This window comes from Geminocystis sp. NIES-3708, assembly GCF_001548095.1.
GTDB lineage: Bacteria > Cyanobacteriota > Cyanobacteriia > Cyanobacteriales > Cyanobacteriaceae > Geminocystis.
The window spans coordinates 1,997,413-2,023,239 of sequence record NZ_AP014815.1 but is presented as its reverse complement, the minus strand read 5'-3'; the positions used below and the strand labels follow the sequence as shown (position 1 = coordinate 2,023,239).

The window sequence follows — 25,827 nt, the reverse complement described above, 5'->3', positions numbered from 1 at the left end:
AAATTGATAATTTCCCACCTAAAATAGATTTTTATTTTTATTTTGCACTCATGTCTATTTAACCAATACCAAATCCTGATAATGTTTTATGTAGAAGCTAATTAGCCGATAGATTTAATCATTATTTTTATCTATGAAAATTATAGTTGTATCAGTAAATGCACCTTTTGTCATGGGAGGGGCTGAAATTCATGCAGATTCATTAGTGAATATGCTAAAAGAATTCGGTTATGAGGCGGAGTTGGTAACTATTCCTTTTAAAACTTATCCTAATCAAAGAATTTTGGATAGTATGTTAATGTTTCGGCTTTTAGATATTACAGAATCTAGTGATAGAACAATAGATCTAATTATTCCTCTTAAATTTCCAGCTTATTTAACTCCTCATCCGAATAAAATACTTTGGTTATTACATCAACATCGAGATGCTTATGACTTATGGAATAATCAAATATGTGGTTTAGCTCAAAATGCTGATGGGCAACAAATTCGAGATACGATTATTAATGCGGATAATAATGCTTTGGCCGAGTGTCGTAAAATATATGCTAATTCTCAAAATGTAGCGAAAAGATTGAAGAAATTTAACAATTTTGACTCTACTCCCCTTTATCACCCTCCCAAAAATGCAGAAGAATTTTATTCTCATCATTCTCAAAGTTATTTCTTTTTTCCCAGCCGTTTAACGAAAATAAAAAGACAAGAATTAGTTTTAAATGCTATGGCAAAAACTCATCACGAAGTCAAAGTGATTTTTGCTGGTAGTGCTGATGACGGAAAATATGATCAACAATTAAAAGAAATATCAGAAAAACTAGGAATATCTCATCGTACGCTTTTTTTAAATAGAATTTCTGAAAAAGAAAAACTTAAATATTATGCTGAGTGTTTAGGGGTAATTTATCCCCCCTTGGATGAAGATTATGGTTATGTAACTTTAGAAGGAATGTTATCTTCAAAACCTGTAATTAGTTGTAGTGACTCTGGAGGACCTTTAGAATTTATAACCCACCAAGAAACTGGAATTATCACTGATTCTACACCAGAAGCCTTAGCTGAAGCAATGGATCAATTATGGGATAATCGTAATCAATCAGTGGTGATGGGAAAAAATGCCAGAAAACACTATGAAGGGATGAATATAACTTGGTCAAATGTTATCGAAAAATTGACAACTATATGAAAATAAATTGGTTTTCTCCTCTACCACCAGCTAAAACAGATATTGCTAACTATACCCAGAGAATTATCTATTATTTACAGCAGAAAATAGATATAACTCTATGGACAAATCAAAAAGAGTGGAATCAAGAATTAGAAAAATATACCACAGTTAAATATTATCAATTAGATAAAATGCCTTGGTTTGAGTTGAATCAAGGAGATATTAATATCTATCATCTTGGTAATAATGCAACTTTTCACGGTGACATCTGGAAAATTAGTCAACAATCGCCGGGGTTAGTTGTTTTACATGACTATAAGCTACAAGATTTTTTTTATATGTTATCTGCTGATAAAAATGAATATATTGAACAAATGAGAAGGATTTATGGAGAAAAAGGTGGTAAAGTCGCTCGATTATTTCTTAATGAATATTATTCCATGGAATTTATTGCCGAAAATTATCCTTTAACATCTTTAGCTTTAAAAAATGCTTTAGCAGTCATTACCCACAATCGAGAGACTTATATTTCTTTATCTCAACAAAATCAATGGTTAACAGCATATAATCCCTTACCCTATATTAATGATGATTTGAGAGGAAATATTGAAGAAAAAAAAACAAAAATTCCTTATCAATTAATCATTTTCGGTTTTATTGGCAGAAATCGCCGTTTAGATGTCATTTTCAAAAGTTTAGCCCAATTTAAACATAGAGATAATTTTCAGCTAAATATTTATGGACAATTATGGGATGAAAATTATATTAGAAATCAAGTAGAAGAATTAGGATTAGAAAGTATTGTCAAAATTCATGGTTTTGTAACTGATAATGAATTAGATTCTGCCTTATCCCATGCCGATTTAGCCATTAATTTGCGTTACCCCACCATGGGAGAAGCTTCTGGTAGTCAATTACGTATTTGGAATCATAGCTTACCTTCCCTCGTTACTAAAATTGATTGGTATGGAGATTTAAACCCTGAAGCTGTTGCTTTTATTAGATATGACTCGGAAATTGAAGATATTCATCAACATTTACAAAACTTTCTCGATAATCCTCGTAAATATCAACAAATGGGAATAAAAGGAAAACAAATATTGAAAAATGATCATAATCCTCAATTATATGCCCAAGCCATTATTGATGTGGCAAAACAAGTTTGCGAATATAGACATCATTCAGCAGTTGATCGCATAGTTCAAAGAGTAGCACAAGAATTAAATTATCTTAATCCTAATATTCCCTCAAACTCAAATTTAACTAATATCAGTGAAGTTATCGAATTTATTACACATTAAATGATGAATACAGAAAAATCAACAAAAACATTATCATTAAGGGAAAAAATTGGACAATTAATTGTTGTGCGCACAACAGGTTACATCTTTGATCATCAAATTCGCTATCCTGCATGGGAAGCCACCCAATCTCAACTAAAAAAATGGTTAGAAGAATTAAATCTCGGTGGCATTATTCTCCTAGGAGGTAGTTGTGCAGAAATTGCTTATCGTACTAAACAGTTACAATCTTGGGCAAAAACTCCTCTTTTCATTGCCGCCGATATTGAAGAAGGTGTCGGGCAAAGATTTACGGGTGCATCATGGTTTCCACCGCCTATGGCATTATCAAAAATTGCGGAAGATAACCTCTCATTAGCTAAAAAATACGCTCAAGCAATGGGTAATATCACTGCTAAAGAAGCTTTAGCTATCGGGATTAACTGGATTTTAGCACCCATAACTGATGTTAATAATAATCCTGATAATCCTGTGATTAATGTACGTGCTTTCGGGGATAATCCTCAATTAGTAGCAGATTTAGCCGAGGAATTTATTGACGGTTGCCAATCTTATCCTATATTAAGCACTGCGAAACATTTTCCAGGACATGGCGACACTTCTACTGATTCCCATTTAGACTTACCCAAAATTAGTCACCATTTACAGCGTTTGCAAAATATCGAATTATTACCTTTTCAACAGGCTATTAATAAAGGCGTTGATAGTATTATGACTGCTCATTTATTAGTTGAGGCTTTAGATTCTCATAATCCTGCTACCTTATCTTATTCCATCTTAACGAAATTGTTGCGATCGCAGATGAAGTTTCAAGGATTAATTGTGACAGATGCTTTGATTATGGGTGGTGTAGCAAAATACGCTTCTGCTGAAGAAATTGCCGTTAAAGCTATTCAAGCGGGGGCAGATATTCTCTTAATGCCTGAAAATCCCGAAATTGCGGTTAATTCTATCGAAAAAGCTATTCATAACGGTATTCTATCGGAGGCAAGAATTGAGGAGAGTTTAGCAAGAATTTCTCAAGCTAAGAATAAATTATTTGAAAATCCAGTTTCCCTTTCGATGAATGTTATTTCGACCTCTGAATCGACAACTATCGTAAATGAAGTTTTAAGGCAAAGCATGAGTCAAGGTGGAAATATACCTCTAAAATTGACCAATAGAGGAATAAATTTAGTAGTGGTACATGATTTGTTAAATTGTGATTTTCTTGATCGCCAAACTCCTGCGGTGACAATTCCTGAAAGTTATGGCTATAAAACTCAACTTTTTGATCATCGTAATTTACATCTAGCACAATATCAAGAGCAACCAATATTGTTACAGGCTTTTATTCGTGGAAATCCTTTCTTAGGTAATGGTGGTTTAACAGAATCAACAAAAATATTTTATCAAAAACTATTAGAAAGCGATCGCCTTAAAGGTATCATTATTTATGGTAGCCCATATATTTTAGAGTGGTTTAGAAAATACCTTAAATCCGAAATTCCTTGGGTATTTAATTATGGTCAAATGTCTGAAGCTCAAAGTTTATCCTGTCAAGTACTTTTTGGTTTATCAACAAATTATGACATTGATAAAGGTGATTTTTTGTAACAAAATTAACAGAAACCTTTGCTATTAAACACTTGTTACTGAGAATATCTCCATAAATGGTAACAAAATATACATTAAGTAGGTCTTTACGATCTTGATTTGTTAGACTATATTAAAGATTAACCAATTCAAGTTTATGGGGAAAAGCAGATGAAAACTTTAGAAAAAACTGCAACGGATTACTCCATCGAGATGATTAAAGACGAAGCACGTCATTTAGTTGAAGCAGGAACAGTTAGTCGTCATCAACCAATATACATTCTTTGTCAATATATTCCTGCCAGAGAGTGGGTTTGTGTGGAGTGTGAATTAGAGCAGTCAGATTATCTTCTCAGAGATCAAATCGGTGACTTAATTGCCTGTGAAAATTGGGATAATGATTAAATAATTAACAGTTAATAATGAATAATGAATAATTAATACCGAATTGGTAGTTTTTGTTTCTAATTCATTTAATTAAATATTGCCATAAATTTTCTTTAATCCACAGATTAACCGCCGATTTTGTTCGTCTTTTTTGACGGCAATCCGAAAATATTTTTCCCCTAAATCGGGAAAACTAACACAGTCACGGATCAAAATTTGTTCTTGTGTAAGTAGTTTTAATTGTAATGTTGTGCTGGGTATCTTTGTTTTAACTAAAATAAAGTTAGCACTACTATCAAAGGGTTTTAATCCTTCAATCATGTCTAACTCTTGCATTAATTTTGTTTTGGTAGGTTGTAACCACTGCCATGTTTTTTCCTGAAAATTAGTATCTTTTAAAGAAGCTATTCCAGCTAGAACTGCTAGAGAGTTTACACTCCAAGGATCTCGCCATTTTTGCCATTTTTTTATTCTCTCAAAGTTACTAATGCCATAACCGATTCTTAAGCCTGGCAGACTGTAAAATTTAGTCAGCGATCGTAAAATTATTAAATTATCATAATCTTTAACTAAGTCTATTAAAGTTTCTTGCTTTTGTGGTGATAAAAAGTCCATAAAGGCTTCATCCACGATCACTAAAGGAAATTCTTGTAAATAAGGCTTGAGAGTATTTTTACTCCAAAGTTTGCCCGTCGGATTATGGGGATTGTTGATTAATAAGGCAAAATTTTTGTGGTGATTTAATCCTGTTTCTAAATCTTCTAAATTATAAAATTGATAAGGAAGATTAAAGGTTGCTAACGCTCTTTTATAATCAGCAAAACAAGGAGAAGGAAGCAAAACTCCATCTAAGTGATGAGCTTCCCATCCCACCCAAGTTAACAATTCCGCCGCCCCATTACTCGGTAAAACCCAATCGATTTCGATGTGATGATGATTACTGATGGCTTCACAAAACTGCGGATAGTCGGGGTTAGGATAATTTTGTAATAGGGAAACACCTTCATGAATAGCTGCGATCGCACTATCAGGAGGTCCTAAAGGATTAATACTAGCAGAAAAATCGATAATAGCGGAAGGAGGGCAATTAACAAGACTAATAGCCCAATCTAAATTTCCTCCGTGAGTTGGTCTAAACAATAAACTAAATAAAGGGTAAGGGTAAGAGTAAATCGAAAACTATATATATTATAAACGATACATTGTTTTCAAATTCTCTATCCCTCTTCCCTTAAAAAAAATTAAGACTTAGGAGGTGCAACTCTTTCTTTAAAAAGTTTACCAGCAGAAAAAGCAGGAACTTTTGTGGCTGGAATTTCCATTTTTTCACCAGTTTTGGGGTTACGTCCTTCACGGGCTTTTCTGTCACGACTTTCAAAAGAACCAAAACCGACTAAGGTTACTTTATCACCAGAAGAAACCGCTTCCATAATAGACTCTACTACGGCACTGATAACGGTGTCAGCTTGTTTTTTAGTAACATCTGCCTTAGCCGCTACTGCATCTACTAATTCGCCTTTGTTCATAAATGAATCTCCAATTGATTTAACGTTATGGTCATGAAATAGAGTTAATGAGATTAATTAGCTGAAATTACCATCAACTCAGTGTTTTACTGTTTTTAACACTAGATCTGATATTACATGATAAAACGCTGAAATGATTAAAAATTATAGTTTTTCACGAATTTTTTACAATTTTTGTTTTTTTTGTAAAGAAATATTAAAAAAAAGCAGAAGTCAAATCGAGAACAGGAGTATCTCAATAATCGGCAAAACCCCTTGATTATCAGTCTTCATTTTAATGTGCCATAGCTTTTTTTTTGATTTTATAAAATCTTATTCAAGTTTTTCTTCTCTCAGCCAAAGTATAACATCGTCTATATTTTTGTCTGGGGGAAAGACAGGATAAAAATACTTGAGGATTTTACCCTCTTTAGCAATTAGGGTTACACGCTTGAGAAGTTGTCTTCCTTCTACTTCAAACATCGGTAGTTTAAGTATATTCGCAAAAATCAAAGAAATATCGCTTAAAAGTTCAAAAGGGAGATGAAGACGATTAACTGCTTCTGATTGATCATTTGTAGATTGAGTGCTAATTCCAAAGACAGTTACATTTAAGTCTATCAATTCTTGATAATGATCTCGAAAGGAACATGATTGAGGTGTACAACCAGCCGCCCCCGGAATTAAAATCCATCCTTCGGGAAGAGTTTGATTCGGTTTACCTGTCATCGGATAACAATAAATGACTACTAAACCACTAATTTGAGAAAGATTGACTGTGTTTCCAGATGTGGAATTTAGGTTTATGTTAGGTAATAATAAACCTGTTAAGTGACAACAAGCGTTATCATTTATGGGAATAGGTAGATTATCAGGAATTGTACGCAGAAAATCTGAAGGAATATTCGGTTGATTTGACATTTTTTACTGACTGAAAATGTTAATAAAACTAAATATATTTAATAAATAATACTCGATGTTCTTCATGTCCATCATAGTTAAGAAAATAAGAAATATCATCTTTTATTGCATTTCCTGTCTCTATTTGAAAGCCTAAATGTAAATGAAACGCAATTGAATTATAATTAACTGGAGATGTGACACATTTAACTTGTTTACAATGGAATTTTTTAACTATTTGAAAAAAGTTTTGATAAAGTAAATTTCCTAAACCTTGTCCTCTAAAACTTGGATCAATACCAATAAAATGAACATATGCTTCTTCTAAATTAGTTTGGGATAAAAAACCGATTAAAAATCCAATTATTTTTTTCTCTTTTTCAAGAATAAAACTGGTTTTATTAAAGTGAGTAAAAAAAAGTTTAGGTAACATCTGACTCATCTGTCGTCCATTCCACCATTTATTTACCACCATAATAATCGGTTCATAATCATCAGGTTTAAGATTACGAATTATAATAGTCATGAAATAGTTTCTTTTAAATTAAATAAATTTTTTAAAATATTTATCATTTATTTTAACAGTTTTTCAAATAAAATTTATATCTTTCTTCTAATTGATTAAAAGTAAGATTTTTTGTCCAATATTCTACTAAAGCATGACCAAAAGCATAAGCATCTTGTTCAGGATTGCCATTAATTTCTATTAATAAAGTCCATAAAGATAGTAAATCAAATTGCATTTTATCTTCCTGATTAGTGCTTAATAAAGAGAATAAATCATAGGCTAATTGCAGTTTTCCAATAACTACAGGTAATTGTTCAATGGGTATTTTTTCTGCTAATAAATAAGCTAAACGAGGCGATCCTGTCGTTAAAGTTGAAATAAATTGTAAAACAGGACTTTTTAATAAAGTTGTTAATCCTTGACTGGTTGCCATTTGAAAAGAATATTTATCGATAATCTTGGCGGCGGCGATACTTTTAACTTCGATATTGCGGAAAAAACGAGCTAACCTTATTTGTTTGGCAGGAGCGATCGCCTCTAAAATATTGATAGCTAAAATTTCATCATGCCATGATTGTCGGGAAGTGAGATAGTCGGCGGTAACAATAGGTAAAACTTGAGTGCAAAATTTTCCTAGATTTTCTTGACGATATTTAACGGCTTCTCGGATAGAGATTTCCTTGGGTAAATTTCCTGTTAACCAATTATAAGGAGGTTGCCATTCACGAAGAGGACGAAGGCGATCGACTTGGGTGATAATAGTAAAAATGGGAATTTCTTGTAAATTTGTTGGTAACTTAAGCAAAAAATCCTTATCCATTTGTAAAGCAGGATCAAGAGCAGGATTTAAAAGTAAAATAAGATCAGCATGATGGGCATAATCTAAAACTTTTTCTTGATATTCTGGGCGATTAATTTGCTCATATCCGGGGGTATCGAGGAGATTTAAAGTTTCTCCTGTTTTCGCTTCCCATTGATAACTGGTTATCTCCGTTGTGCTGGGTAAAACGTCAACTTCAGCCTTTTGAGCATCAAAAAGAGTATTAATTAAACTGCTTTTTCCTGCCCCTGTTCTACCGACTAATAAAATATTAACGGGTTTTTGCTCAATTTTTTCAGAGTTTTGAGATTCCTTAAAAATTTCTTGTAAAGTCTGAGTTTTCGCAGTGGGTAAAATTTGGGTATCGGAGGTAAATTTGTCAAGGGGTAAATTATCGCCGCCGTAGAGTAAAGCAGTTTGACGGGCAAGATTACGCAAAGCCACTTCTCTTAAAACTTGACTGAGATTGATTAATAATTCCTGATTAGCTTGTTTATTACTTCCTTGACTGGCTAATTTTGCGGCTGCAACTGTAGGATTTATAACCCATTGCGCCCAATTCCAAACTTGCCATAATTTACGGGCAGATGGTTCAAGTTTGCGATATAGTTGATAACCTTGATAACCTTGGGCAATGCTAACTTGATTCAAGGCTGGAGAAAGTTGCTTCATCCATTTATCCATATCATCTACTGTACCTCGAATTAATCCATAGGCTTGAGGGATATAAATATTTAACAATGGGTATTCCACTTCAGGATGATAAATTTTGGCGATCGCAGTTACTAATTCTTGGCAACGTTGAAAAAATAACTGTAAATCTTCCCAGATTGGTTTATCTTCTCTAGTTTTAGTGATAATACTTTGTAAGGCTTCTTCTAACTTCGTAATCGCTTCAGGATTATTATTAGTAAAAGATAAAGGGCTATTTTTCAAATCCTGTTGTGCTTCTAAAATGACATTTTCTACATCAAAGAAAAGAGGTTTTGTCCATTTTACTAATAACCACCGCCAACCGACAAAAAAAGCGACAAAAATTGCCCATATCCAGTTAATACCCCAAGCATGAATTTGCATCCCTGTGGCGATGACAAAAAAACTCACTAATAGAATGATGGGAGTAGCTAAAATAAACCATTGCCAAGATTTTAAGCGAATCATAAAGTTAATTAATTATTAATTATGAATTATGAATTGTTAAGCAATACTACCTCGTTTACGCGCTTCTTTATAGGATGTGCCAACGTTACGTAATCCTGCCCTAATCATTTGATCTTCAAGTAGTGCAAAAAAACGACTACGATCGCTACCTTTCACTACTGCTAAATTATGGGCTTCTGCTAAAGCAACAGGATAACCAAAACCTTTATTAACTTGGGTGAGTGTGATACTTAAAGCCTGATTAAGTAAAACTGAGTCTTCTCCTACCCATTGAGGAAATTCCACACGGGCAACTTCTGTACCTACATGAAGATAACAAAAATAAATATGTTGTTTTTCTCCATATAAATCTAAAATCCGAGAATTACTACGAAAGATAGCACTTCTTTGACGAAGCTTTAATGTACTACTCCATAAAGTAGCATCTCGTATAGGCTCAATTTTCTGACAAGGAGTTTTATTAATTTCTTCACCACAATAAACTACACAATTAGGATTATCATAAGTGCATTGAGGAAGACGCAGAAAATTAACAGCTTCCATACTGCGAGAAGCACTAATATAACCCACTAAGGGAATTTTAGTAGATCGTAATTGCTCCCATGCTTGTAAAATAGGGGTTAAGATCTGTTCTCTAGCTTCGGTGGCGATAGTTTCTAAAAACCAGAATATCAAAGAACCATCAGTCATTGCTAAATTTGGTATATTAAGATGAGCACCGGGAGGATTAACCCAAGTACAAGCCATTTCAGCTAATACTTCAGCTTCAGCAACCGTGCGTTTATAACTCATCCATTCTTCTGTGCGAATACCCCATTTTCGAGAAGCGTATAAATCTTCACTTTTATAATAAATTTCTGGTAAAGTATCGAGAAGAGGGTGTAAATTTTGTCCATAATGCAACATAATCCGCCCAATATTAATTAAATAACAGTAGGCGATTTCATGGTGAGAGGGGGCAATTTGTGAGCCATCGGCAGAAAATACGCTATGACTATAATCAGCTAATTCTATATCAACACAAGTTGTAATTGGTTCGATAGGGGTTGCAGGGGTAAAAATTAAGCGATCGCTCCATTCTTCCTGTGTTTTAATAAGGGTATCCTGTTGTTGCTGAGTTTTAATCAGTAAAGATTGTGCTAGTTGTAATCTTTCGACACTAGCTAGGGCGTCTTTTTGCATTTCTTGCCCCATATTCGGCATTTTTGAGGCTAATTTCGCTAAATCAAGCATATTTTAGAGAACATAATAAATCATGAATTTATCTATCCTAATTTTTAACAGGTTTAAACTTAATCATAGATAATTTTTTTATTTTTAGTTTTTATTTCCCTGAATGTGAATTGCTACTTGTCGAATATGCGATCGCATTCTATGTTCCCATAAATATAAACCTTGCCATGTACCCAATAATAATTTACCTTGACGAATAATAATATTTTCAGAAGTACTTGTTAATACTGAGCGAATATGACTAGGCATATCATCAACACCTTCCGCACTATGAAGATAATCATTATTATTTTCAGGAACAAGTTTACTAAAAAAATTGGTTAAATCAGCTAAGACATCAGGATCGGCATTTTCTTGGATAATTAAACTAGCACTAGTATGGAGAAGGAAAACTGTACATAAACCTGTTGTGATTTCTGAGTCGATAACAACTTGTTTTATCTTTGGGGTAATGTTATGAAGACATTTACCACTGGTTTTGATTTCAATTATTTCCTGATAAATTTTCATATAAAAATATTAATGTGATGATGAATGAATATATGTTAGTTAAATAAATACTATAGCAATTTAGTTATACCAAAAAGCTAACATAACATCTTTGAAAATCTCACAACTCAGATAGAGAAGAATATTTTTCTATATTTTAGTAATTTGATAAAATTTTTCTCACATAAATTATTTAATAAAATCAAGAAAAAAATGTTAACAGGAAGTTGGCAAGGGAAAATTAATCTTATTTATAAACATGAAGAAAATAAGACAAAAATAAAATCAATATATCATCAAGCACCTTTCAATATTCAACGTCCTTTTTATCCTGAAGGAAATTCAATCTGTCATAGTGTTATTTTACATACGGCTGGAGGAATTGTGGGAGGAGATGTTTTAAGCCAAAATATTCATTTATTTCCCCATTCTCAAGTATTTATTACTACTCCTGCGGCTACTAAAATTTATCGGACTTCAGAAAAAAAAGCTTTTCAAGAAATTATTATTAACCTAGAAAATGATACATATTTAGAATATTTACCCCAAGAAACAATTGTTTTTAACCAATGTCAATATCAACAAAAATTAAAAGTAAGATTAGAAGATAATGCTATATGGTTAGGATGGGAAATAATTCGTTTTGGTAGAAGTGCACGGGGAGAAACTTTTACGGAAGGTGAATGGCTTAACTATACAGAAATTTACCATAAGAATAAACCCTTATGGATAGATAGACAATCATTTTGGGGAGAAAGTCAACTTTTTTCAGCAATAAATGGTTTAGCAAACAAACCAGTAGTAGGCAGTTTAATTTTGATTTCAACAAATACTTCTAACAATTTTAATTTTATTGATGAGATTCGAGAATTAATTAATAGTCAATTTAATGATCTAATTTTAGGAGTAACAACCTTACAACACGGTTTATTATGTCGTTATCACGGTGATTCTGTCAGTGAGGCTAAAATTTCTTTAACAGCAATATGGCAACTATTACGACAAAAATATGGGTTTAATCCCCTTTTTAAACCTAGGATTTGGTAATAACTGTCACTTATAATTATTCTTGTTTTACTTACAGATTTTTTTTGTTGTGTTATCATTTCTAATAATCAAGCTATTAATCAGTTCTGATAGGCTACATAAAAAACAATTTTTAATTAAAATTTAAGTAAAGATCGTGATATATGAAATTGATAAATTCTCTGGTGAAGAACTTGAAAATGTTAACCAAACTTCAGCAATAAATCAGAGAAATAAATTAAGATTTTATCTAAATATTTTAAAACGTAAATGGTTAATTATTGTAGGATTTATTATGATTGGTTTTTTTCCTGCTTTTGCCATTTCTAGTCGAGATCCTATAACTTATTCTGGTAATTTTGAAATGTTAGTTGAACCAGCAACTTCCGCAGACAAAATAACAGATGCTAGTACTTTAGCACGAACTGGAGGTAATGTTGATGAGCGTCTTTTAAGTATAGATTATCCCACTATTTTAAGGATTTTAAAAAGTAGAGAAATATTAAATGACATTGCCACAAATATTAGTAATAGATATTCTAATATTCCTAAAGATTTTCTATTAGATAGTTTTAATGATAGTTTGATAGTGGAACAGGCAAAAGAAGGTCAAAAAAATAGACTTGATACCACAAAAATTATTACTGTTAGATATAAAAGTTTAGATCCTGATTTTGTACTATTAGTATTAAATACAATTGCTGATAAATATTTAGAATATAGTAAAACAGAACGAGAAAAAAGTCTGGATTCAGGAGTAAAATTTATTAATGAACAATTACCAAAAATAAAGAATAGGATTAATAACTTACAAAATCAACAACAAAAGTTACAATTAGAAAATCAATTGGTTAATCCTGCCGTTAAAGGAGATAGTTTATTTCAAATAAATACAGCATCTAACCAAGAATTGTTAACATTAGAATCTCAATTAAAAGAGTTAAATGTCTTATCAAATAATTTACAAAAAGATCTGGGATTATCGGTAGAAGAATCTCTTATTGCTTCAACATTAAGTCAAGAACCAAAAAGACAACAATTATTAATTCAATTACAACAAATAGAATCTCAAATTGCTTTAGAATCTGCAAAATTAACATCAAATCATCCTACTTTATTAAACCTGAAAGAACAACGAGATAATATTAGTAATTTAGTTAATCAAGAAACCACAAAAATTTTAAACCAAAATAATATTAATCCTAATATTAACCCCAGAGTATTTGCTTTTCAAGATAATAATCGCCTTAATTTAATTCAAAAATTAATTGAAACTCAAAATCAAATTGATACTCTTTCTTCTCGTTATCAATCCTTAAGTCAAAACCAAATTCAAACTGGGAATAATTTAGAGATAATACCAGACGTAATTAAAAAATATAATGAATTAGAACGACAAATTAGTCTTGATACCGCTATCCTTAATCAACTCACCGCACAACGAGAAACTTTAGCAGTAGAAATCGCTCAAAAACAAATTCCTTGGCAATTACTGTCAAAGCCACAGATTCCTATTGATGAATATGGTAATATAAAAGGAGCTAAATCAGATCCCACAAAAAAAATTAGTTTCGGTATTGGTACAGGTTTAATATTAGGCATTATTGCTGCCATTGCTATTGAAAAAAAACGAGATATTTTCTATGAAGAAAGTGATTTAAAATACTATTTTGGATTACCCATTTTAGGAAAAATATTATTAGATCCTGAAGGGAAAAAGAAGTCAAATTTAGAAGAAGGAAACTTTTTTGAAGAATCTTCTCGTGTTCATAAAACTATACCTCCATCTCAAGTTTCTTTATCAGAAATTTATACGAATATATATTTTCAATTACCCCATAATAATAAAAATTATCTACTGATTTCTTCTCTAAATCCTGATGATGGACAAGCATATATTGCAGCTAATTTAGCAAAAACGGCGGCTAAACTTGACGAGAAAGTATTGCTAATAGACACTAATATTATACAGCCAGAGATTCAAGAATATTTTGACCAACCTATTCGCAAAGGCTTAACTGATTTATTGCAGTTTCCGATTATTCAAGATTCTATTATCACGGAAATAGGCTGTGAACAAAATGTTTCAATCCTTACCGTCGGCACTAACGATGCTGATTTACCTTTTAGTATTGGAGGAGAAGAAACCCAATCTTTAATTCATTCTATCAGTGAAGATTATACGTTAATTTTATATAACAGCTCTTTCTTTCTTCAATCTTATGATCTCAGTTTATTAGCAGAAAAAACCCAAGGCATTGTTTTTGTGGTCAAATTAAAAGAAACATCTCATAGTTTATTAACCGAAGCAATACAAAGAATTCAGACTTATAACCTTAATTTTCTTGGCTTTGTCATAGTCGAATAAAATCGATTAATAGTCATTATAATCTTTGATGTGCGATTCGTTCTAGCCAAAGTCTAGGCAAAATAGCCAAAACGTAAGCTAGACAAGGTTTACATCTAATGTACCTTGATAACTTTATATCCTTGTAGGTGAAAATCCTATCCACGATTTGACCGTGTGACAGCATAGCTCACAGTGACCTGAGGTGGTATCTCATACGCTGAAGCTGGGCTAAACGGCGGTAACTGATAGCCTAAATCGGAATCCCGTCTAGCACACTGACCATGACTACGAAAGGAATCCTTGTCTGAACCATCGTAATTGTAAACTAGCCAAATAAGGCTGATAGGCTAGACCAAAATGGTACTGCTCTATTGTACCAGTAGAATATCAAATCTAAACTGGGGTCAAATACACAGAGTCTGGTGGAAAGAGGAGGTCTAAAGTCAGAAAGAAAAAGGATATAGGGAACGAAGTAACCTCTCGTAACTTCTCTTAGAAAGGTGAAAACTAGGAGTAGTAACCAGCGTAAGGTTATGAGGGGAAGGATTGACTAAGAAGCCAATGCCTTTATGTAATGTAAAGGATTTGCTGACGTAGTCACTGTGATAAACAATGTAAAGTCAACTTTTGTATTAAAATTATGACAACGGTACAACCGATTGATAAAATTAATAAGTGGTCATCTATCAACTGGAAAGTTGTAGAGAAACAAGTATTTCGGCTACAAAAAAGAATTTACAGAGCGAGTCAAAGAGGCGATGTTAAATTGGTTCATAGTCTGCAAAGATTACTAATCAAATCCTACTATGGTAAACTCTTGGCAACCACAAAGGTAGCACAAGATAATCAAGGCAAGAAAACAGCAGGTGTTGATGGTATTAAATCACTCACTCAGAAACAACGTGTTGAAATGGTCAAAAACCTAAAGTTAAAAGGTAAATCAAAACCTACTCGTAGGGTATGGATACCAAAAGCGAATGGAGAAAAAAGACCACTTGGAATACCGTGTATGGAAGATAGAGTAAAACAATGCCAAGTAAAACTAGCATTAGAACCACAATGGGAAGCCAAATTCGAGCCGAATAGCTATGGTTTTCGACCAGCAAGGTCATGTCATGACGCAATAAGAGCTATATTTAATTCAATAAGGCTACAACCGAAATATGTATTAGACGCTGATATTGCTAAATGCTTTGACAAAATCAATCATGAAAAATTACTCGCTAAACTGGAAACCTACCCACAATTAAAACGTGAGATAAAATCATGGTTAAAAAGTGGAGTAATGGACAGCAAACAATGGTTTCCTACTAAGGAAGGCACTCCGCAGGGAGGAGTCATATCTCCACTACTTGCAAATATTGCCCTTCACGGTATGGAACTAGAAATTAAAAAGTTTGCCAGAACATTAAAAGGTGACAAGAAAGCAAATGAATCTAGCCTATCTCTTATTCGATATGCAGATGATTTCGTCATTCTTCATAGAGATATAGAGGTTATTTTCCAATGTAAAAGTATCATCGAGAACTGGTTAGAAGAAATAGGACTTGAACTTAAACCAAGCAAAACCCAAATATCTCACACTCTTTATGAGTACGAAGAAAAAATAGGGTTTGACTTCTTAGGATTCAACATCCGACAATATGAAGTAGGTAAAACACACACTAGAATTAACAGTCAAGGTGTACCTCTTGGATTTAAGACCATAATAAAACCATCAAAGGAAAAAATAAAAACTCACATTAATAAGACTGGAAATATAATCAGAAGTCATAAATCAAGTCCACAAATAGCCCTGATAATGGAACTTAACCCAGTAATAAGAGGTTGGGCAAATTACTATAGCTCTGTGTGCAGTAAAGAGACTTACTCTAAATGTGACCACCTGATATATAAACAGTTGAAAAGATGGAGTGAAAGAAGACACCCCAATAAATCGAAATCATGGGTAGTCAAGAAATATTGGCGTACTTATGGAGAAGATAACTGGACGTTCTCAACCAGAGATGAAGATGGAATAAGACTATTAAACCATAGCAAAACAGAAATCAAGCGTCACACTAAAGTTAAAGGAGAGAAATCACCTTACGATGGTGACTGGATTTACTGGACGGCAAGAATAGGCAAACATCCTGAAGTTTCTACAAGAATGGCAATATTATTAAAGAAACAAAAAGGAAAATGTAATCACTGCAAACTGAACTTCAAAGCTGGAGACTTGTTAGAAATCGACCACATTATCCCCAAATCGAAAGGCGGAAAGGATAAATATGACAATCTACAAGCTCTACATAGACATTGCCACGATGATAAGACAACCAGAGATGGAAGTCTGAATTGTACCCATGACAAAGGGTTTATTCCAGAGGAGCGGAATGAGGTAAAAGTCTCACGTTCCGTTCTGAAGACAAGGGTAGATGGTGACATCTATGCTTAGTTTGACTGTAACGAGTGAATGTCAAGATGCCCCTCTGTGCTTTGCTAATGCCGAAAAAATCAAGTTATTGCACCCATCGCTATTACCGCATAGTTAACAGTGGATGAGTTTCGTTGGGAAAAGTATATCCCCCAGATACCTCGTGATTTAAACTATGGTTTAGTGACTCAATATCCCGAAGCTATTTGTGCTTATGGGACATTTATGGGTAATTTTAACCGCAATCAATTCCTTAATCTCCTCTTCACAACTACGATCAAAAAATGTAGTTTACTGGCGGGGAAAGAAGCTAATTGTCAAATACAAGAATTGAAAAGCAGAAGATTCTTAAAACATCATAGAGTTCGATCAAACTTTTAAGACAGAAATTTTGAGTTTCGACATTTTCCATAAAAATACCAACTTCTAAGAAATCACTAATGATTAATCATTTCAAAGATTTAGCACGTTGGTTGTATCCTAAACATACTGTTAATTATTTATCAGATCATAGTTTCAACTTTCCAATTTTCCAGACTCAGAAATCGTTGTAACTTTTTAATTCTACTTCTTAATTTAATCAGATAAGGAAAACATTTTACCATTTTTTCTAACCTGACAGTTTTAATATTTTGGAGTAAGTTAACTGAAAGATAAAGAGTTAAATATTAAGATAAATTAAACTGTTTTTTTAAATGGTTCTGATAAAATTGAGGAAGTTCAAACATCTTTTTCTATAGCAATTAATATAAAAACTGAAAACATCTCATCTTTATTCAGATTACCCTGTTCAATCCTTTATCGCATCGTCTGTTTAGCTTCATTGTCGCTTCCTCAGAGCTAAGGCTTCAGCATCATCTCCTAATCCACAACCAATTACCAGACTATTTAATCCTCATAATTTATTGAGCTGAAGTTCATTCAGCTAATTTTGAAAATAAGAATAAGGTTGCATTTTTGCCCAAGGATTTTGTGTCGCATCCTCTCCTGCTTGTTTATAAAGAAGATCAAACCAGTCTGAAAGTTTAGAATTTTGTAAGGATTCTTGTGCTAATAATTTAACCTTTTCTTTAATAGTTTGATTTATGGTCATTTTTACCGAGTACTTAATTTAATATTTTCAAGAGAAATGAAGTATCTTCATTTTTAAAATACCACATAAAATTATTATATTAATAATAAATAGCAACACCATCATAAGATAGCCAGAGATACTATATTATATGGCTACGGTTCTGTAAGATTGCCATTTTTTAGATAATTCGGTTATCTGTGATAAAGTTAGATCAGCATAATGTTGTTTGATAATATTTACTAAACCGATGTCTTTTAATGGTAAAAGATCTGGACGTTGTAAGTAAAAAATCAGAAACATTTGAACGGTTCATTGTCCAATATCTTTGATTTGGGTTAATTATTTAAGTACCTGTTCATTATTCATTTCATGTCATTGTTCAGGAGTTAAAAATCCATCGATAAAAACCGAAGCAATATTTTGCAAATAATTAATCTTTTGCCGAGACAGTTCGCATTCTCTTAATTGTGACTCTGAAAGTTTCAACAAATTATCGGGAGAAATAGCTCTTAATTGAGTTGATAGCCTGAGGGTGCGACAGAACATTCAGAATGCAGATTGGATAAGGGAAATAGCCCTCATACCTTGACGATAATAGGACTGTTTCTGAGGAAATAAAGAGGTTAACTTATCTAATTGTTCTTGAAAAAAGCAGATTTCACTTAGCCATTTTATCCCATTTAAACCAATAGAAAAATCACTATATCTTTTATATCTTCTTCTTTTTTCTGTGGGTCTAACTAGATATTCACTTATTCCTTTTCTTTTAATTTCTTCTCCTATAAATGTTGAATAACTATAGGATAATGTTATCAGTATAATTAAAGAAATTAGTCGTTCATTTTCAAGTTTTGTACTTTCTAAGTTATAACCTCCTAATTTAAAATCTCTAAACATTTCTTCAATACCCATTCTTTTGGAATAAGCAGAGATTGTTTCCGACATACTTTCTAAATTTGTGAGAATAAACCATGGCTGTTTACTCGATTTATGTCTATAGTTTTTCTTCCATTTTGCTGCTAAATTAATTCCTGAGAATCCCTTGGTTTTTGTAACTTTTATTCCTCGATAATATACGGAGAATCCTGGAGATAAACCTAATTCACTCAATCGAAACCATATATCAGTTTCTAACTCCACATATTCACTCTTTTTTAAACGTAGAGATAAATAAACCTGTTTCTCTACTGATAACCATTTTGCTAAATCCACAGAGCAAAATTCTCTATCTCCTAAAACGATTATTTTATATTCAATTAATAAATTAATACTTGCTTCTAATACTTGTTTTTGTTCTGATAAATTACTACTTCCTTTTTTATTTAATCAGATAAAATATACAGGGATAGCTCCTTGATGATGAACTAAACTTACCATCAATATATTAATGTTTTGCCACTGTGTTCTATCCATGACTAAATAAATTACTTTGTTTGATTCCCATTGGTTCATAATCCATGATTTTAAAATCGGAAACCATATGGTTTCAACTTTCCAATTTTTCAGACTTAAAAATCTTTGTAACTTTTTAATTCTACTTCTTAATTTAATCGGATAAGGAAAAAGTTTTGCCATTTCTTCTAACCTAACAGTTTTAAGATTTTGAAGTAAATTAACTAAAAGACAAAGAGTTAAATATTGAGGTAAATTAAACTGTTTTTTTAAATACTCCTGATAAAATTGGGGAAGTTGAAACATCTTTTTCTATAGTAATTAATATAAAAACTAAAAACATCTTATTTTTATCCAGATTACCAGCTTCAATCTCTTATGCCATCGTCTGTTTACCTTCATTGTCGCCCCCTCAGGTTCTCGTCAATTTATTAACAGTACTCAAAGAAAGGCAACGATGTTATTCCGACCAGATTCGTCGAGATTGCCTAAAGATGTACGTCAATGGTATGGGTTTTCGAGCCATTGAACGGGTTAAAGATGTTCATTACACCACAGTAAATGGGTTAAACAAGTTGGCAGTCCGTTGCCAAATGCTTATCAAACAGAGGTTGTAACACAAGTCGGAGAATTAGATGAATTGGAAACATTTGTGAGTGAAAAAAAAACAAAATATGGATTTGGACGGCAGTAAATCACTTTAAACAAGGAATTTTAGATTAGGTAGAGATCATAGTGCACAGACGTTTCAACCGTTATGGGAAGAAGTGAAAAAATGGAAATCCTATTTTTATGTAACAGATGGTTGGAAAGTACATCCATAATTTATCCCTGAGGTCGATCTTACTCATTATCAGTAAAATATATATTACAAAAGTAGAAGGCAAAAATACAAGATTAAGACATTATTTGGCAAGACTACATCGCAAAACACTATGTGATTCTAAATCCGCAAAAATGTTGAATTATTCCATTCGCCTCTTAATACATTATTTTTGTTGCAAAGATGTACCTTTACCATACCGTTCATAGCTTAAATCAGCAACGCCGATTTTTGCATCGGTAGTTAAACTGGTAACGGCAATAGCATAAAAAAAGAGTGATAGTAAGGGTATGTGAGTACCTAGAAAAGCAACTAACATTATTTTTCCTAAGTAACTTTTTGGAAATTTTAATTGAGAAAGAAGAGTATAAAGTTTTAATTGTGATGTAACAAAAGTTGTTGTTTTTGAATTAGGCATGATTTTTGGTTCGATTTGTACTGTCTTGGAGTCATATTTTTCACTTGATTTACATTTATCAATTCTATAAATTATCTATTATGATAAATTCCAATACAGTTTTATTTTTTTTCCCTCAGTGTATCATACAATCAAAAATATTTGATGGATATTTTAAAAAATGTAACTTATAATTTTTGTAAAGTAATATTGATTAATTATTTACTTTTTAAAACTGATACTATTTTTTATTTGAGTGTTATAAATTATTTTTGAAAAAGTTGTTAAACTAAGACACATTCGCTTTAAAAATATCAATATCATTTCACTAATTTTTTTAGGCTTTATAGTTTTCCCTATCTTATTTTCTCCACTAAATTTACCTACTCAATAGCCGCCGAATAAATCAGAAGACAAAATCAGGGATTGAATATAATAAACCCCTAAGTTTGACAAAAATAGATAATTTTTGATCTTATTATCTTAGTAAATTATTTTTTCAACCAGATTACTAAGATAAACACCTCACTAGCTAGTATTTCTTCTATCTTCCTAATTCCTATCTTCATCAAAAAACCATGAAACAATTGACTACTTATCTAGTTTTCATGGTTGCAAGTCTTGCATTCTGATAATAATGTCCGAGAATTTGACGATAATTAACACCATTTTGAGCTAAGTAGTATGTTCCCCATTGGCTTAAGCCTAAACCATGACCAAATCCTCTTCCTGATACCTGTAAAGTGTTGCCTCCTGATGACACCCTAAATAATGTACTACGTAAATCTAATGCACTTCTTAAATCGCTTCCTGCTACAGTTTTCGTACTACGATCGCCAACTACTTGCATCGTCACAATTCTACCTTGAGGAGTGGTTTTTTGAGGTACTAAGGCACGAATATTCCCAACACCACCTGCAACACGACTAATACTAGAAGGTGAAACTGTTTTATTCCATTGAAAAACAGGGGCTGTTTGATCATAATCAACAACTCCTCGTAAGTAAGGTAGAGGGGAAGTCCAAATATCTTCCACGTTTTCTGTATGTCCACCTGATGAAGAGTGAAATACAGCCAAAATTGGTTGGTTATTATAGGTCATAATTTGCCCATTGGTAGCTTTTACGGCTTGATGGGTGGTGGTATATTCACTGCCTAATCCTTTATATACTTGGGTTGCGGTAGTTGTATCAAGATCAAAAACACTATTCTTACTGGTATTGCGTTTGTATAAAGCATAGGTACGAGCAGCGACGGCTTGAGTTTTTAGAGCTTCTTGAGGCCAACTAGCTACTGCTTCCGCACCAACCACACTATATAAATAATCTTCTAAATCTACATAATTGACGGCGGTAATTCCGCTACCTTGACGAGTTAATAATACTCGACCACGATACCAGCGATCGCCAATCCAAATAACTCCATCTCCAGTAGGTTCTAACCATAGACGATTTGAGTTCCATTGAGCAAGGTTAACATTAGCACCATTAGACTTAGCAACAAAAGAATTCATTTGTTCTACTTGTCCTACTACTCGTCCACCACTGTCTTTAATGATTGCGGGAGTTGAACTTCCAATTTGTACATTATTAACACCTTTTTTGATGGCTACTCTTAACTCTAAAGCGGCATGGGCAGAAGTTGTAAAAATTAACCAAAATAGGGCGATAAAACTTAATTTAGAAGTTGTTTTTAGGAGAAATTTTGTCCACATAATTATTAAATATATATTTTTGTTAACCAATATTTTAGACTCAATGATGCGGTTTTACAGTTCAACAGAAGAAAAATGATGAAGATAATCTGAAGAGATAGAAAATAAATAATTGATAGTTAGAAGTTGCGTAGAAAAAATATTTTCAGGAAGTTTAAAAACTTTTTATTGTGATTTGTGGGCAATGCCCACTATACATTGCCTAATAGTAATTAACTTCTAATTGCTTTAAAATTAATAATTGATTAATCTATTTCGATGGATGTAGGCTTATTATCTTGACTACTGCCACCAAAATTACTACTAGATTTATCGACAGGTTGACGAAAATCTGCATAAAGACGATCACGCCATTCAAAAAAAGTAAAATAATCACTATTATCAGCTATTCCGGGGATACCTTTACCTTCAATATCAATTGGTATATCAAAATAGGCAACAGGAGGAAATTTAATAATAGTAGTTAAAGCCGCTACGGTGAAATCTGCTAAAGTTGGTTTATCACCCACTAGATAGGGTTGATTTTTTAAAATTAAAGTTAGGGCTTCTAAATCACGTTTTAAAGTTTTTTCTCCTACTTTTAAAATATCTGTACCTAAAGTAAGACCTATACCAATAGCATTAAACACTTCAGATGGAAAGGCACTGACAAAAGTTTTGAAAATATCAGGGGTATTTTTCGGTAAAAAAGAAGTACGAAAATTGGGATAATGATTTAATGCACCCATAAATGCCTTACGCCCATTTAAACCCAGAGATTGATCTGCCCATTCTTCTATCAACAAACATTGTCCTCTAGTTATACCATCGCTAGGGATTAAAGGTTTTTCTGGATATTTACTATCTAAATATAGAGCGATTTCTGTGGAATCGGCAATGTAAGTATCACCATCTTTTAATACTGGAACTTGTCTTTGTCCTGAAACTTTGAAAACTTCTAACTGTCCGATACCAGGAGTTACTTCGATTTTTTTATACTCTAATCCTTTATAGTCGAGAATAAACCTAACTTTTTCAGAAAACTGTGATAATTCAAATTGATACAGTTCTAACATCAATTAACCTCAATTGTTATAAAACTTAACATTTATACTTTAACTTTTTTTTTGAATAAGATGTCTAATCCTCAACATCAAAAACAGATAGATGTGAGATTTATATACAACTTCTTTTTTAAAATTTTTGTAGTCTATCTCAATTAAAATACTTGTTCGACAAAGATCTTAAAACAAGGATCATTGTTGATAATATGATTAAAAGCACCTTTCATTAAATTAATTCCATAGCTATCACTTTCTAAGCTCTTTTCGCTCAACTCCATTTTATCTATTAATTTCAGGGTTGTTTCTTCTCCATATTTGAGAATTAAATCTTCTGCAAATTGTTCCATAATTTTATCATCATCCATATTCCCTTTTGTTATCAATGATTCACACATATAAGTGCCGAAAAAATTACCAACTTCTGAAGCTGATGGTAATGTTTCTGCTTGAGCCGTATTACTAAAAAAAAGAGAGATAAGTAACCAAATAATTGGGGATAAATATTTCATAGTTGTCTTTGTTTGTAGCATAAGATTTGATTATGATTGACAATACAGATAAAAGCGAATAACCTCAATCACAGTATAAATAATTTTCCAAAAATAATTTATGAAAAACTTAGAATTTAGTTCTGCTTTAGATTTAAGTAACTTAATCCACCGCAAAGAAATTTCTCCCTTAGAATTAATCCAATTTTATGGAGAAAGAATTAATCTAATAGATTCTCAACTTGGTAGTTTTGCTTATGTAGCCATAGAAAATGCCATTGAAGAAGCAAAAATAAAAACAGAAATTTTAGGTAAAACTCAAGATACATCCACTTTACCTATCTTTTTTGGTATTCCTACCGCCATTAAAGATTTATATCCCGTTGAAGGAATGCCTATTGCTTATGGTAATGGTTTTATTAAAGATAAAATTGCAGAATATGATTGCGGTATTGTGAAAAAAATCAAACAAAGCGGTTTTATTATTCTTGGTAAAACATCTACCTCTGAATTAGGCTCTTTACCTTATACAGAATCTATTGGCTTACCCCCTTGTCGGAATCCATGGGATTTAGAATATACTTCTGGTGGCTCTAGTGGTGGGGCGGCGGCGGCAGTAGCGGCTGGATTAATTCCTGTAGCACATGGATCTGATGGTGGTGGTTCAGTGAGAGGTCCAGCTTTTTGTTGTGGTTTAGTAGGATTAAAACCTTCACGGGGTAGGGTTTCTAACGCACCAGTAGGGGATTATCAAGGGGGCATTGGTACTCATGGCTGTCTTAGTCGCACTGTAGCTGATAGTGCGGCTTTACTGGATGTTATTTCAGGATATGTTACAGGTGATCCTTATTGGTTGCCAAATCCCAAGAATTCTTTTTTAGATGGTATTACTCAAGAAACAGAAAAATTAAAAATTGCCTTTGCCACTTCTATTTTACCTGGTGGTAAAGCTGATGAGATTATAAAACAACAAGTTGAAAAGATTGCTCATCATTTAGAAGATATGGGACATATTTTAACAGACGCTTGTCCTGATTTTACCTCTTTGGTTGAACCTTTTGTTACTATTTGGCAATCTAGTATTACAGGTTCTGGTTTTCCTGAACAAATACTTACACCCATGAATCGTTGGTTAAGAGAACGTTCTCAAGATTTAGGAAATTATTTACGAGCACTACATCAAGTGCAGATGATTTCTCGCCAAATAATTGCTTTTTTTGATGATTTTGACGTTTTACTATTACCTACTTATCTAAAACCTGCCATTAAAGTTGATACATGGGCAGACTTATCTCCCGAAAATACTTTACAAAGTATTATTGATTGGATTACTCCTTGTCCCCCTTTTAATGCTACAGGACAACCTGCCATCGCTATTCCTACAGGATTCACAGAGCAAGGTATTCCCATAGGAGTTCAATTAGTCGGGAAACCAACAGATGAAGCAACTATATTACAATTAGCTTATCAATTAGAAAAAATCATTAATTATGCTCAATATAAGCCTTCCCTAATTACTTTATAATATAATTCTCAAAAAACTTATTAAAAAAAAATTATGGAGTTATTCTCTTGGGAAATCAATACAACCATTATTGCGGGTAGTTGTCTTTGGTGTTTAGCTTTATATATCTGTTTAGCTAACCTTAGAGAATCTATTATTGATAAATTAGATCATTGGTTTAATTTTGCACAACGTTTTTTATATACTTCCGATGCAGAGTTTAAACGCACTCGCAAAGATAAAGAATCACAAAATGCTTTTTTAGCTTCTTTTATGAGTATTATTCCTTTTCTAATTATTGGTATTATTGCTAATTGGTTAGTAGAATTAACTTTAGGCAGGAATTGGTCTATTAGTATTGGTATTTTAGCTTGTATTTCTTCTGCTGTTTATGATTTAGGTCGTCGAGATTCTCAAGGATAGTTGGTAATTAATAATTAACGATTGGCAATAGTTAATAGTCGTTAAAATTTATATTTTATTATCTTCAATGAATCTTTTAATCTTTAATTATGAATAAATGATTTAGAATCAATGTATTTATAGTTAGTAAAA

Annotated in this window: 25 protein-coding genes and 2 pseudogenes; 11 read left to right on the top strand and 16 right to left on the bottom strand. The window is 32.4% G+C overall.

Annotation, left to right across the window (positions count from 1 at the left end):
- The first annotated feature begins 133 nt into the window (after positions 1-133).
- The 4 genes from GM3708_RS08930 to GM3708_RS08915 all read left to right on the top strand — a co-directional run bounded on the left by GM3708_RS08930 (position 134) and on the right by GM3708_RS08915 (position 4,446).
- Positions 134-1,183 (top strand): glycosyltransferase family 4 protein, encoded by a 1,050-nt coding sequence (locus GM3708_RS08930; protein ID WP_066345729.1) that lies wholly within the window; start codon positions 134-136, stop codon positions 1,181-1,183.
- A complete protein-coding gene (locus tag GM3708_RS08925; protein WP_066345727.1) occupies positions 1,180-2,466 on the top strand; it encodes a glycosyltransferase in 1,287 nt (428 codons plus the stop codon). Before GM3708_RS08930 ends, GM3708_RS08925 begins: the two co-directional genes overlap by 4 nt.
- Entirely contained in the window at positions 2,467-4,062 is a 1,596-nt protein-coding gene (locus tag GM3708_RS08920; protein ID WP_066345725.1) for a glycoside hydrolase family 3 N-terminal domain-containing protein, read from the top strand.
- A 150-nt stretch (positions 4,063-4,212) separates the two neighbouring features.
- A complete protein-coding gene (locus GM3708_RS08915; RefSeq protein ID WP_066345722.1) occupies positions 4,213-4,446 on the top strand; it encodes a DUF4327 family protein in 234 nt (77 codons plus the stop codon).
- 72 nt (positions 4,447-4,518) lie between these two features.
- On the opposite strand, the gene cobD is transcribed toward GM3708_RS08915, so the two are convergent.
- The 7 genes from cobD to GM3708_RS08880 all read right to left on the bottom strand — a co-directional run bounded on the left by cobD (position 4,519) and on the right by GM3708_RS08880 (position 11,065).
- Positions 4,519-5,568 carry a threonine-phosphate decarboxylase CobD gene (gene cobD, locus GM3708_RS08910; RefSeq protein WP_066345719.1) on the bottom strand — a complete coding sequence of 350 codons (1,050 nt, stop codon included), beginning with the start codon at positions 5,566-5,568 and terminating at the stop codon, positions 4,519-4,521.
- A gap of 101 nt (positions 5,569-5,669) precedes the next feature.
- Complete coding sequence (locus GM3708_RS08905) at positions 5,670-5,954, bottom strand: HU family DNA-binding protein (RefSeq protein WP_066345717.1); 285 nt, start codon at positions 5,952-5,954, stop codon at positions 5,670-5,672.
- Between the two features lie 312 nt (positions 5,955-6,266).
- Positions 6,267-6,854, bottom strand: a complete 588-nt coding sequence (locus tag GM3708_RS08900) for a peroxiredoxin (RefSeq protein WP_066345715.1) — start codon at positions 6,852-6,854, stop codon at positions 6,267-6,269.
- A gap of 28 nt (positions 6,855-6,882) precedes the next feature.
- Positions 6,883-7,359, bottom strand: a complete 477-nt coding sequence (locus GM3708_RS08895) for a GNAT family N-acetyltransferase (protein ID WP_197671653.1) — start codon at positions 7,357-7,359, stop codon at positions 6,883-6,885.
- A gap of 52 nt (positions 7,360-7,411) precedes the next feature.
- On the bottom strand, positions 7,412-9,322 hold the full coding sequence (locus GM3708_RS08890) for a GTPase family protein (protein WP_066345714.1): 1,911 nt from the start codon (positions 9,320-9,322) through the stop codon (positions 7,412-7,414).
- Positions 9,323-9,358: 36 nt separating this feature from the next.
- Complete coding sequence (locus GM3708_RS08885) at positions 9,359-10,555, bottom strand: DNA double-strand break repair nuclease NurA (protein WP_066345712.1); 1,197 nt, start codon at positions 10,553-10,555, stop codon at positions 9,359-9,361.
- 84 nt (positions 10,556-10,639) lie between these two features.
- The gene (locus GM3708_RS08880) at positions 10,640-11,065 is read right to left on the bottom strand and encodes a secondary thiamine-phosphate synthase enzyme YjbQ (RefSeq protein ID WP_066345709.1); all 426 of its coding nucleotides are present in this window, start codon (positions 11,063-11,065) and stop codon (positions 10,640-10,642) included.
- A 192-nt stretch (positions 11,066-11,257) separates the two neighbouring features.
- On the opposite strand from GM3708_RS08880, the gene GM3708_RS08875 reads away from it, so the two are divergent.
- The 4 genes from GM3708_RS08875 to GM3708_RS08860 all read left to right on the top strand — a co-directional run bounded on the left by GM3708_RS08875 (position 11,258) and on the right by GM3708_RS08860 (position 17,217).
- Positions 11,258-12,091 (top strand): urease accessory protein UreD, encoded by an 834-nt coding sequence (locus tag GM3708_RS08875; protein ID WP_066345707.1) that lies wholly within the window; start codon positions 11,258-11,260, stop codon positions 12,089-12,091.
- A 136-nt stretch (positions 12,092-12,227) separates the two neighbouring features.
- Positions 12,228-14,438, top strand: coding sequence for a polysaccharide biosynthesis tyrosine autokinase (locus GM3708_RS08870; protein WP_066345705.1), 2,211 nt, complete (start codon positions 12,228-12,230; stop codon positions 14,436-14,438).
- Positions 14,439-15,060: 622 nt separating this feature from the next.
- Positions 15,061-16,857, top strand: a complete 1,797-nt coding sequence (ltrA, locus tag GM3708_RS08865) for a group II intron reverse transcriptase/maturase (protein ID WP_066345702.1) — start codon at positions 15,061-15,063, stop codon at positions 16,855-16,857.
- Positions 16,858-16,956: 99 nt separating this feature from the next.
- Positions 16,957-17,217 (top strand): hypothetical protein, encoded by a 261-nt coding sequence (locus tag GM3708_RS08860; protein ID WP_066345699.1) that lies wholly within the window; start codon positions 16,957-16,959, stop codon positions 17,215-17,217.
- 544 nt (positions 17,218-17,761) lie between these two features.
- Here GM3708_RS08860 and GM3708_RS18690 read toward each other — a convergent pair.
- From GM3708_RS18690 to GM3708_RS19315, 5 genes and pseudogenes are all read right to left on the bottom strand, one after another.
- Positions 17,762-17,929 (bottom strand): hypothetical protein, encoded by a 168-nt coding sequence (locus tag GM3708_RS18690; RefSeq protein ID WP_158505858.1) that lies wholly within the window; start codon positions 17,927-17,929, stop codon positions 17,762-17,764.
- 126 nt (positions 17,930-18,055) lie between these two features.
- Complete coding sequence (locus GM3708_RS18685; protein WP_158505857.1) at positions 18,056-18,211, bottom strand: hypothetical protein; 156 nt, start codon at positions 18,209-18,211, stop codon at positions 18,056-18,058.
- A gap of 72 nt (positions 18,212-18,283) precedes the next feature.
- The gene (locus GM3708_RS18680) at positions 18,284-18,457 is read right to left on the bottom strand and encodes a hypothetical protein (RefSeq protein ID WP_158505856.1); all 174 of its coding nucleotides are present in this window, start codon (positions 18,455-18,457) and stop codon (positions 18,284-18,286) included.
- A pseudogene (locus tag GM3708_RS19320) lies at positions 18,458-19,222 on the bottom strand (IS4 family transposase); the annotation flags it as partial. It abuts the gene before it with no gap.
- A 15-nt stretch (positions 19,223-19,237) separates the two neighbouring features.
- Positions 19,238-19,609: a hypothetical protein gene (locus tag GM3708_RS19315; protein WP_231932887.1), complete on the bottom strand. Its 372-nt coding sequence runs from the start codon at positions 19,607-19,609 to the stop codon at positions 19,238-19,240.
- Between the two features lie 155 nt (positions 19,610-19,764).
- Between GM3708_RS19315 and GM3708_RS19310 the strand changes: the two are divergent.
- Positions 19,765-20,335, top strand: a pseudogene (locus GM3708_RS19310) (IS1 family transposase); the annotation flags it as partial.
- Here the strand turns inward: GM3708_RS19310 and GM3708_RS08850 are convergent.
- The 4 genes from GM3708_RS08850 to GM3708_RS08835 form a co-directional block, all read right to left on the bottom strand.
- The gene (locus tag GM3708_RS08850) at positions 20,293-20,544 is read right to left on the bottom strand and encodes a hypothetical protein (protein WP_066345697.1); all 252 of its coding nucleotides are present in this window, start codon (positions 20,542-20,544) and stop codon (positions 20,293-20,295) included. The pseudogene GM3708_RS19310 and the gene GM3708_RS08850 sit on opposite strands and share 43 nt — an antisense overlap.
- A gap of 574 nt (positions 20,545-21,118) precedes the next feature.
- Positions 21,119-22,237: a SpoIID/LytB domain-containing protein gene (locus GM3708_RS08845; protein ID WP_066345695.1), complete on the bottom strand. Its 1,119-nt coding sequence runs from the start codon at positions 22,235-22,237 to the stop codon at positions 21,119-21,121.
- 245 nt (positions 22,238-22,482) lie between these two features.
- Positions 22,483-23,292, bottom strand: a complete 810-nt coding sequence (locus GM3708_RS08840; RefSeq protein ID WP_066345694.1) for a glutathione S-transferase family protein — start codon at positions 23,290-23,292, stop codon at positions 22,483-22,485.
- A 143-nt stretch (positions 23,293-23,435) separates the two neighbouring features.
- Positions 23,436-23,789 carry a hypothetical protein gene (locus GM3708_RS08835; protein ID WP_066345693.1) on the bottom strand — a complete coding sequence of 118 codons (354 nt, stop codon included), beginning with the start codon at positions 23,787-23,789 and terminating at the stop codon, positions 23,436-23,438.
- 100 nt (positions 23,790-23,889) lie between these two features.
- On the opposite strand from GM3708_RS08835, the gene GM3708_RS08830 reads away from it, so the two are divergent.
- Both GM3708_RS08830 and GM3708_RS08825 read left to right on the top strand, forming a co-directional pair.
- A complete protein-coding gene (locus GM3708_RS08830; RefSeq protein WP_066345690.1) occupies positions 23,890-25,293 on the top strand; it encodes an amidase in 1,404 nt (467 codons plus the stop codon).
- 33 nt (positions 25,294-25,326) lie between these two features.
- Positions 25,327-25,695, top strand: coding sequence for a hypothetical protein (locus GM3708_RS08825; protein ID WP_173645007.1), 369 nt, complete (start codon positions 25,327-25,329; stop codon positions 25,693-25,695).
- The last annotated feature ends 132 nt before the right edge of the window (positions 25,696-25,827 follow it).

What these genes read in the sequence shown, in the direction of transcription:
- GM3708_RS08825 (WP_173645007.1), top strand. Translation starts at nt 25,327, where the DNA reads ATGGAGTTATTCTCTTGGGAAATCAATACAACCATTATTGCGGGTAGT.
- GM3708_RS08840 (WP_066345694.1), bottom strand. Translation starts at nt 23,292, where the DNA reads ATGTTAGAACTGTATCAATTTGAATTATCACAGTTTTCTGAAAAAGTT.
- GM3708_RS08850 (WP_066345697.1), bottom strand. Translation starts at nt 20,544, where the DNA reads ATGCCTAATTCAAAAACAACAACTTTTGTTACATCACAATTAAAACTT.
- GM3708_RS18680 (WP_158505856.1), bottom strand. Translation starts at nt 18,457, where the DNA reads ATGTTCTGTCGCACCCTCAGGCTATCAACTCAATTAAGAGCTATTTCT.
- GM3708_RS08845 (WP_066345695.1), bottom strand. Translation starts at nt 22,237, where the DNA reads ATGTGGACAAAATTTCTCCTAAAAACAACTTCTAAATTAAGTTTTATC.
- GM3708_RS19315 (WP_231932887.1), bottom strand. Translation starts at nt 19,609, where the DNA reads ATGTTTCAACTTCCCCAATTTTATCAGGAGTATTTAAAAAAACAGTTT.
- GM3708_RS18690 (WP_158505858.1), bottom strand. Translation starts at nt 17,929, where the DNA reads ATGACCATAAATCAAACTATTAAAGAAAAGGTTAAATTATTAGCACAA.
- GM3708_RS08875 (WP_066345707.1), top strand. Translation starts at nt 11,258, where the DNA reads ATGTTAACAGGAAGTTGGCAAGGGAAAATTAATCTTATTTATAAACAT.
- GM3708_RS08880 (WP_066345709.1), bottom strand. Translation starts at nt 11,065, where the DNA reads ATGAAAATTTATCAGGAAATAATTGAAATCAAAACCAGTGGTAAATGT.
- GM3708_RS08835 (WP_066345693.1), bottom strand. Translation starts at nt 23,789, where the DNA reads ATGAAATATTTATCCCCAATTATTTGGTTACTTATCTCTCTTTTTTTT.
- GM3708_RS08830 (WP_066345690.1), top strand. Translation starts at nt 23,890, where the DNA reads ATGAAAAACTTAGAATTTAGTTCTGCTTTAGATTTAAGTAACTTAATC.
- GM3708_RS08905 (WP_066345717.1), bottom strand. Translation starts at nt 5,954, where the DNA reads ATGAACAAAGGCGAATTAGTAGATGCAGTAGCGGCTAAGGCAGATGTT.
- ltrA (WP_066345702.1), top strand. Translation starts at nt 15,061, where the DNA reads ATGACAACGGTACAACCGATTGATAAAATTAATAAGTGGTCATCTATC.
- GM3708_RS08930 (WP_066345729.1), top strand. Translation starts at nt 134, where the DNA reads ATGAAAATTATAGTTGTATCAGTAAATGCACCTTTTGTCATGGGAGGG.
- GM3708_RS18685 (WP_158505857.1), bottom strand. Translation starts at nt 18,211, where the DNA reads ATGTTTCTGATTTTTTACTTACAACGTCCAGATCTTTTACCATTAAAA.
- GM3708_RS08900 (WP_066345715.1), bottom strand. Translation starts at nt 6,854, where the DNA reads ATGTCAAATCAACCGAATATTCCTTCAGATTTTCTGCGTACAATTCCT.
- GM3708_RS08925 (WP_066345727.1), top strand. Translation starts at nt 1,180, where the DNA reads ATGAAAATAAATTGGTTTTCTCCTCTACCACCAGCTAAAACAGATATT.
- GM3708_RS08890 (WP_066345714.1), bottom strand. Translation starts at nt 9,322, where the DNA reads ATGATTCGCTTAAAATCTTGGCAATGGTTTATTTTAGCTACTCCCATC.
- GM3708_RS08915 (WP_066345722.1), top strand. Translation starts at nt 4,213, where the DNA reads ATGAAAACTTTAGAAAAAACTGCAACGGATTACTCCATCGAGATGATT.
- GM3708_RS08885 (WP_066345712.1), bottom strand. Translation starts at nt 10,555, where the DNA reads ATGCTTGATTTAGCGAAATTAGCCTCAAAAATGCCGAATATGGGGCAA.
- GM3708_RS08920 (WP_066345725.1), top strand. Translation starts at nt 2,467, where the DNA reads ATGATGAATACAGAAAAATCAACAAAAACATTATCATTAAGGGAAAAA.
- GM3708_RS08895 (WP_197671653.1), bottom strand. Translation starts at nt 7,359, where the DNA reads ATGACTATTATAATTCGTAATCTTAAACCTGATGATTATGAACCGATT.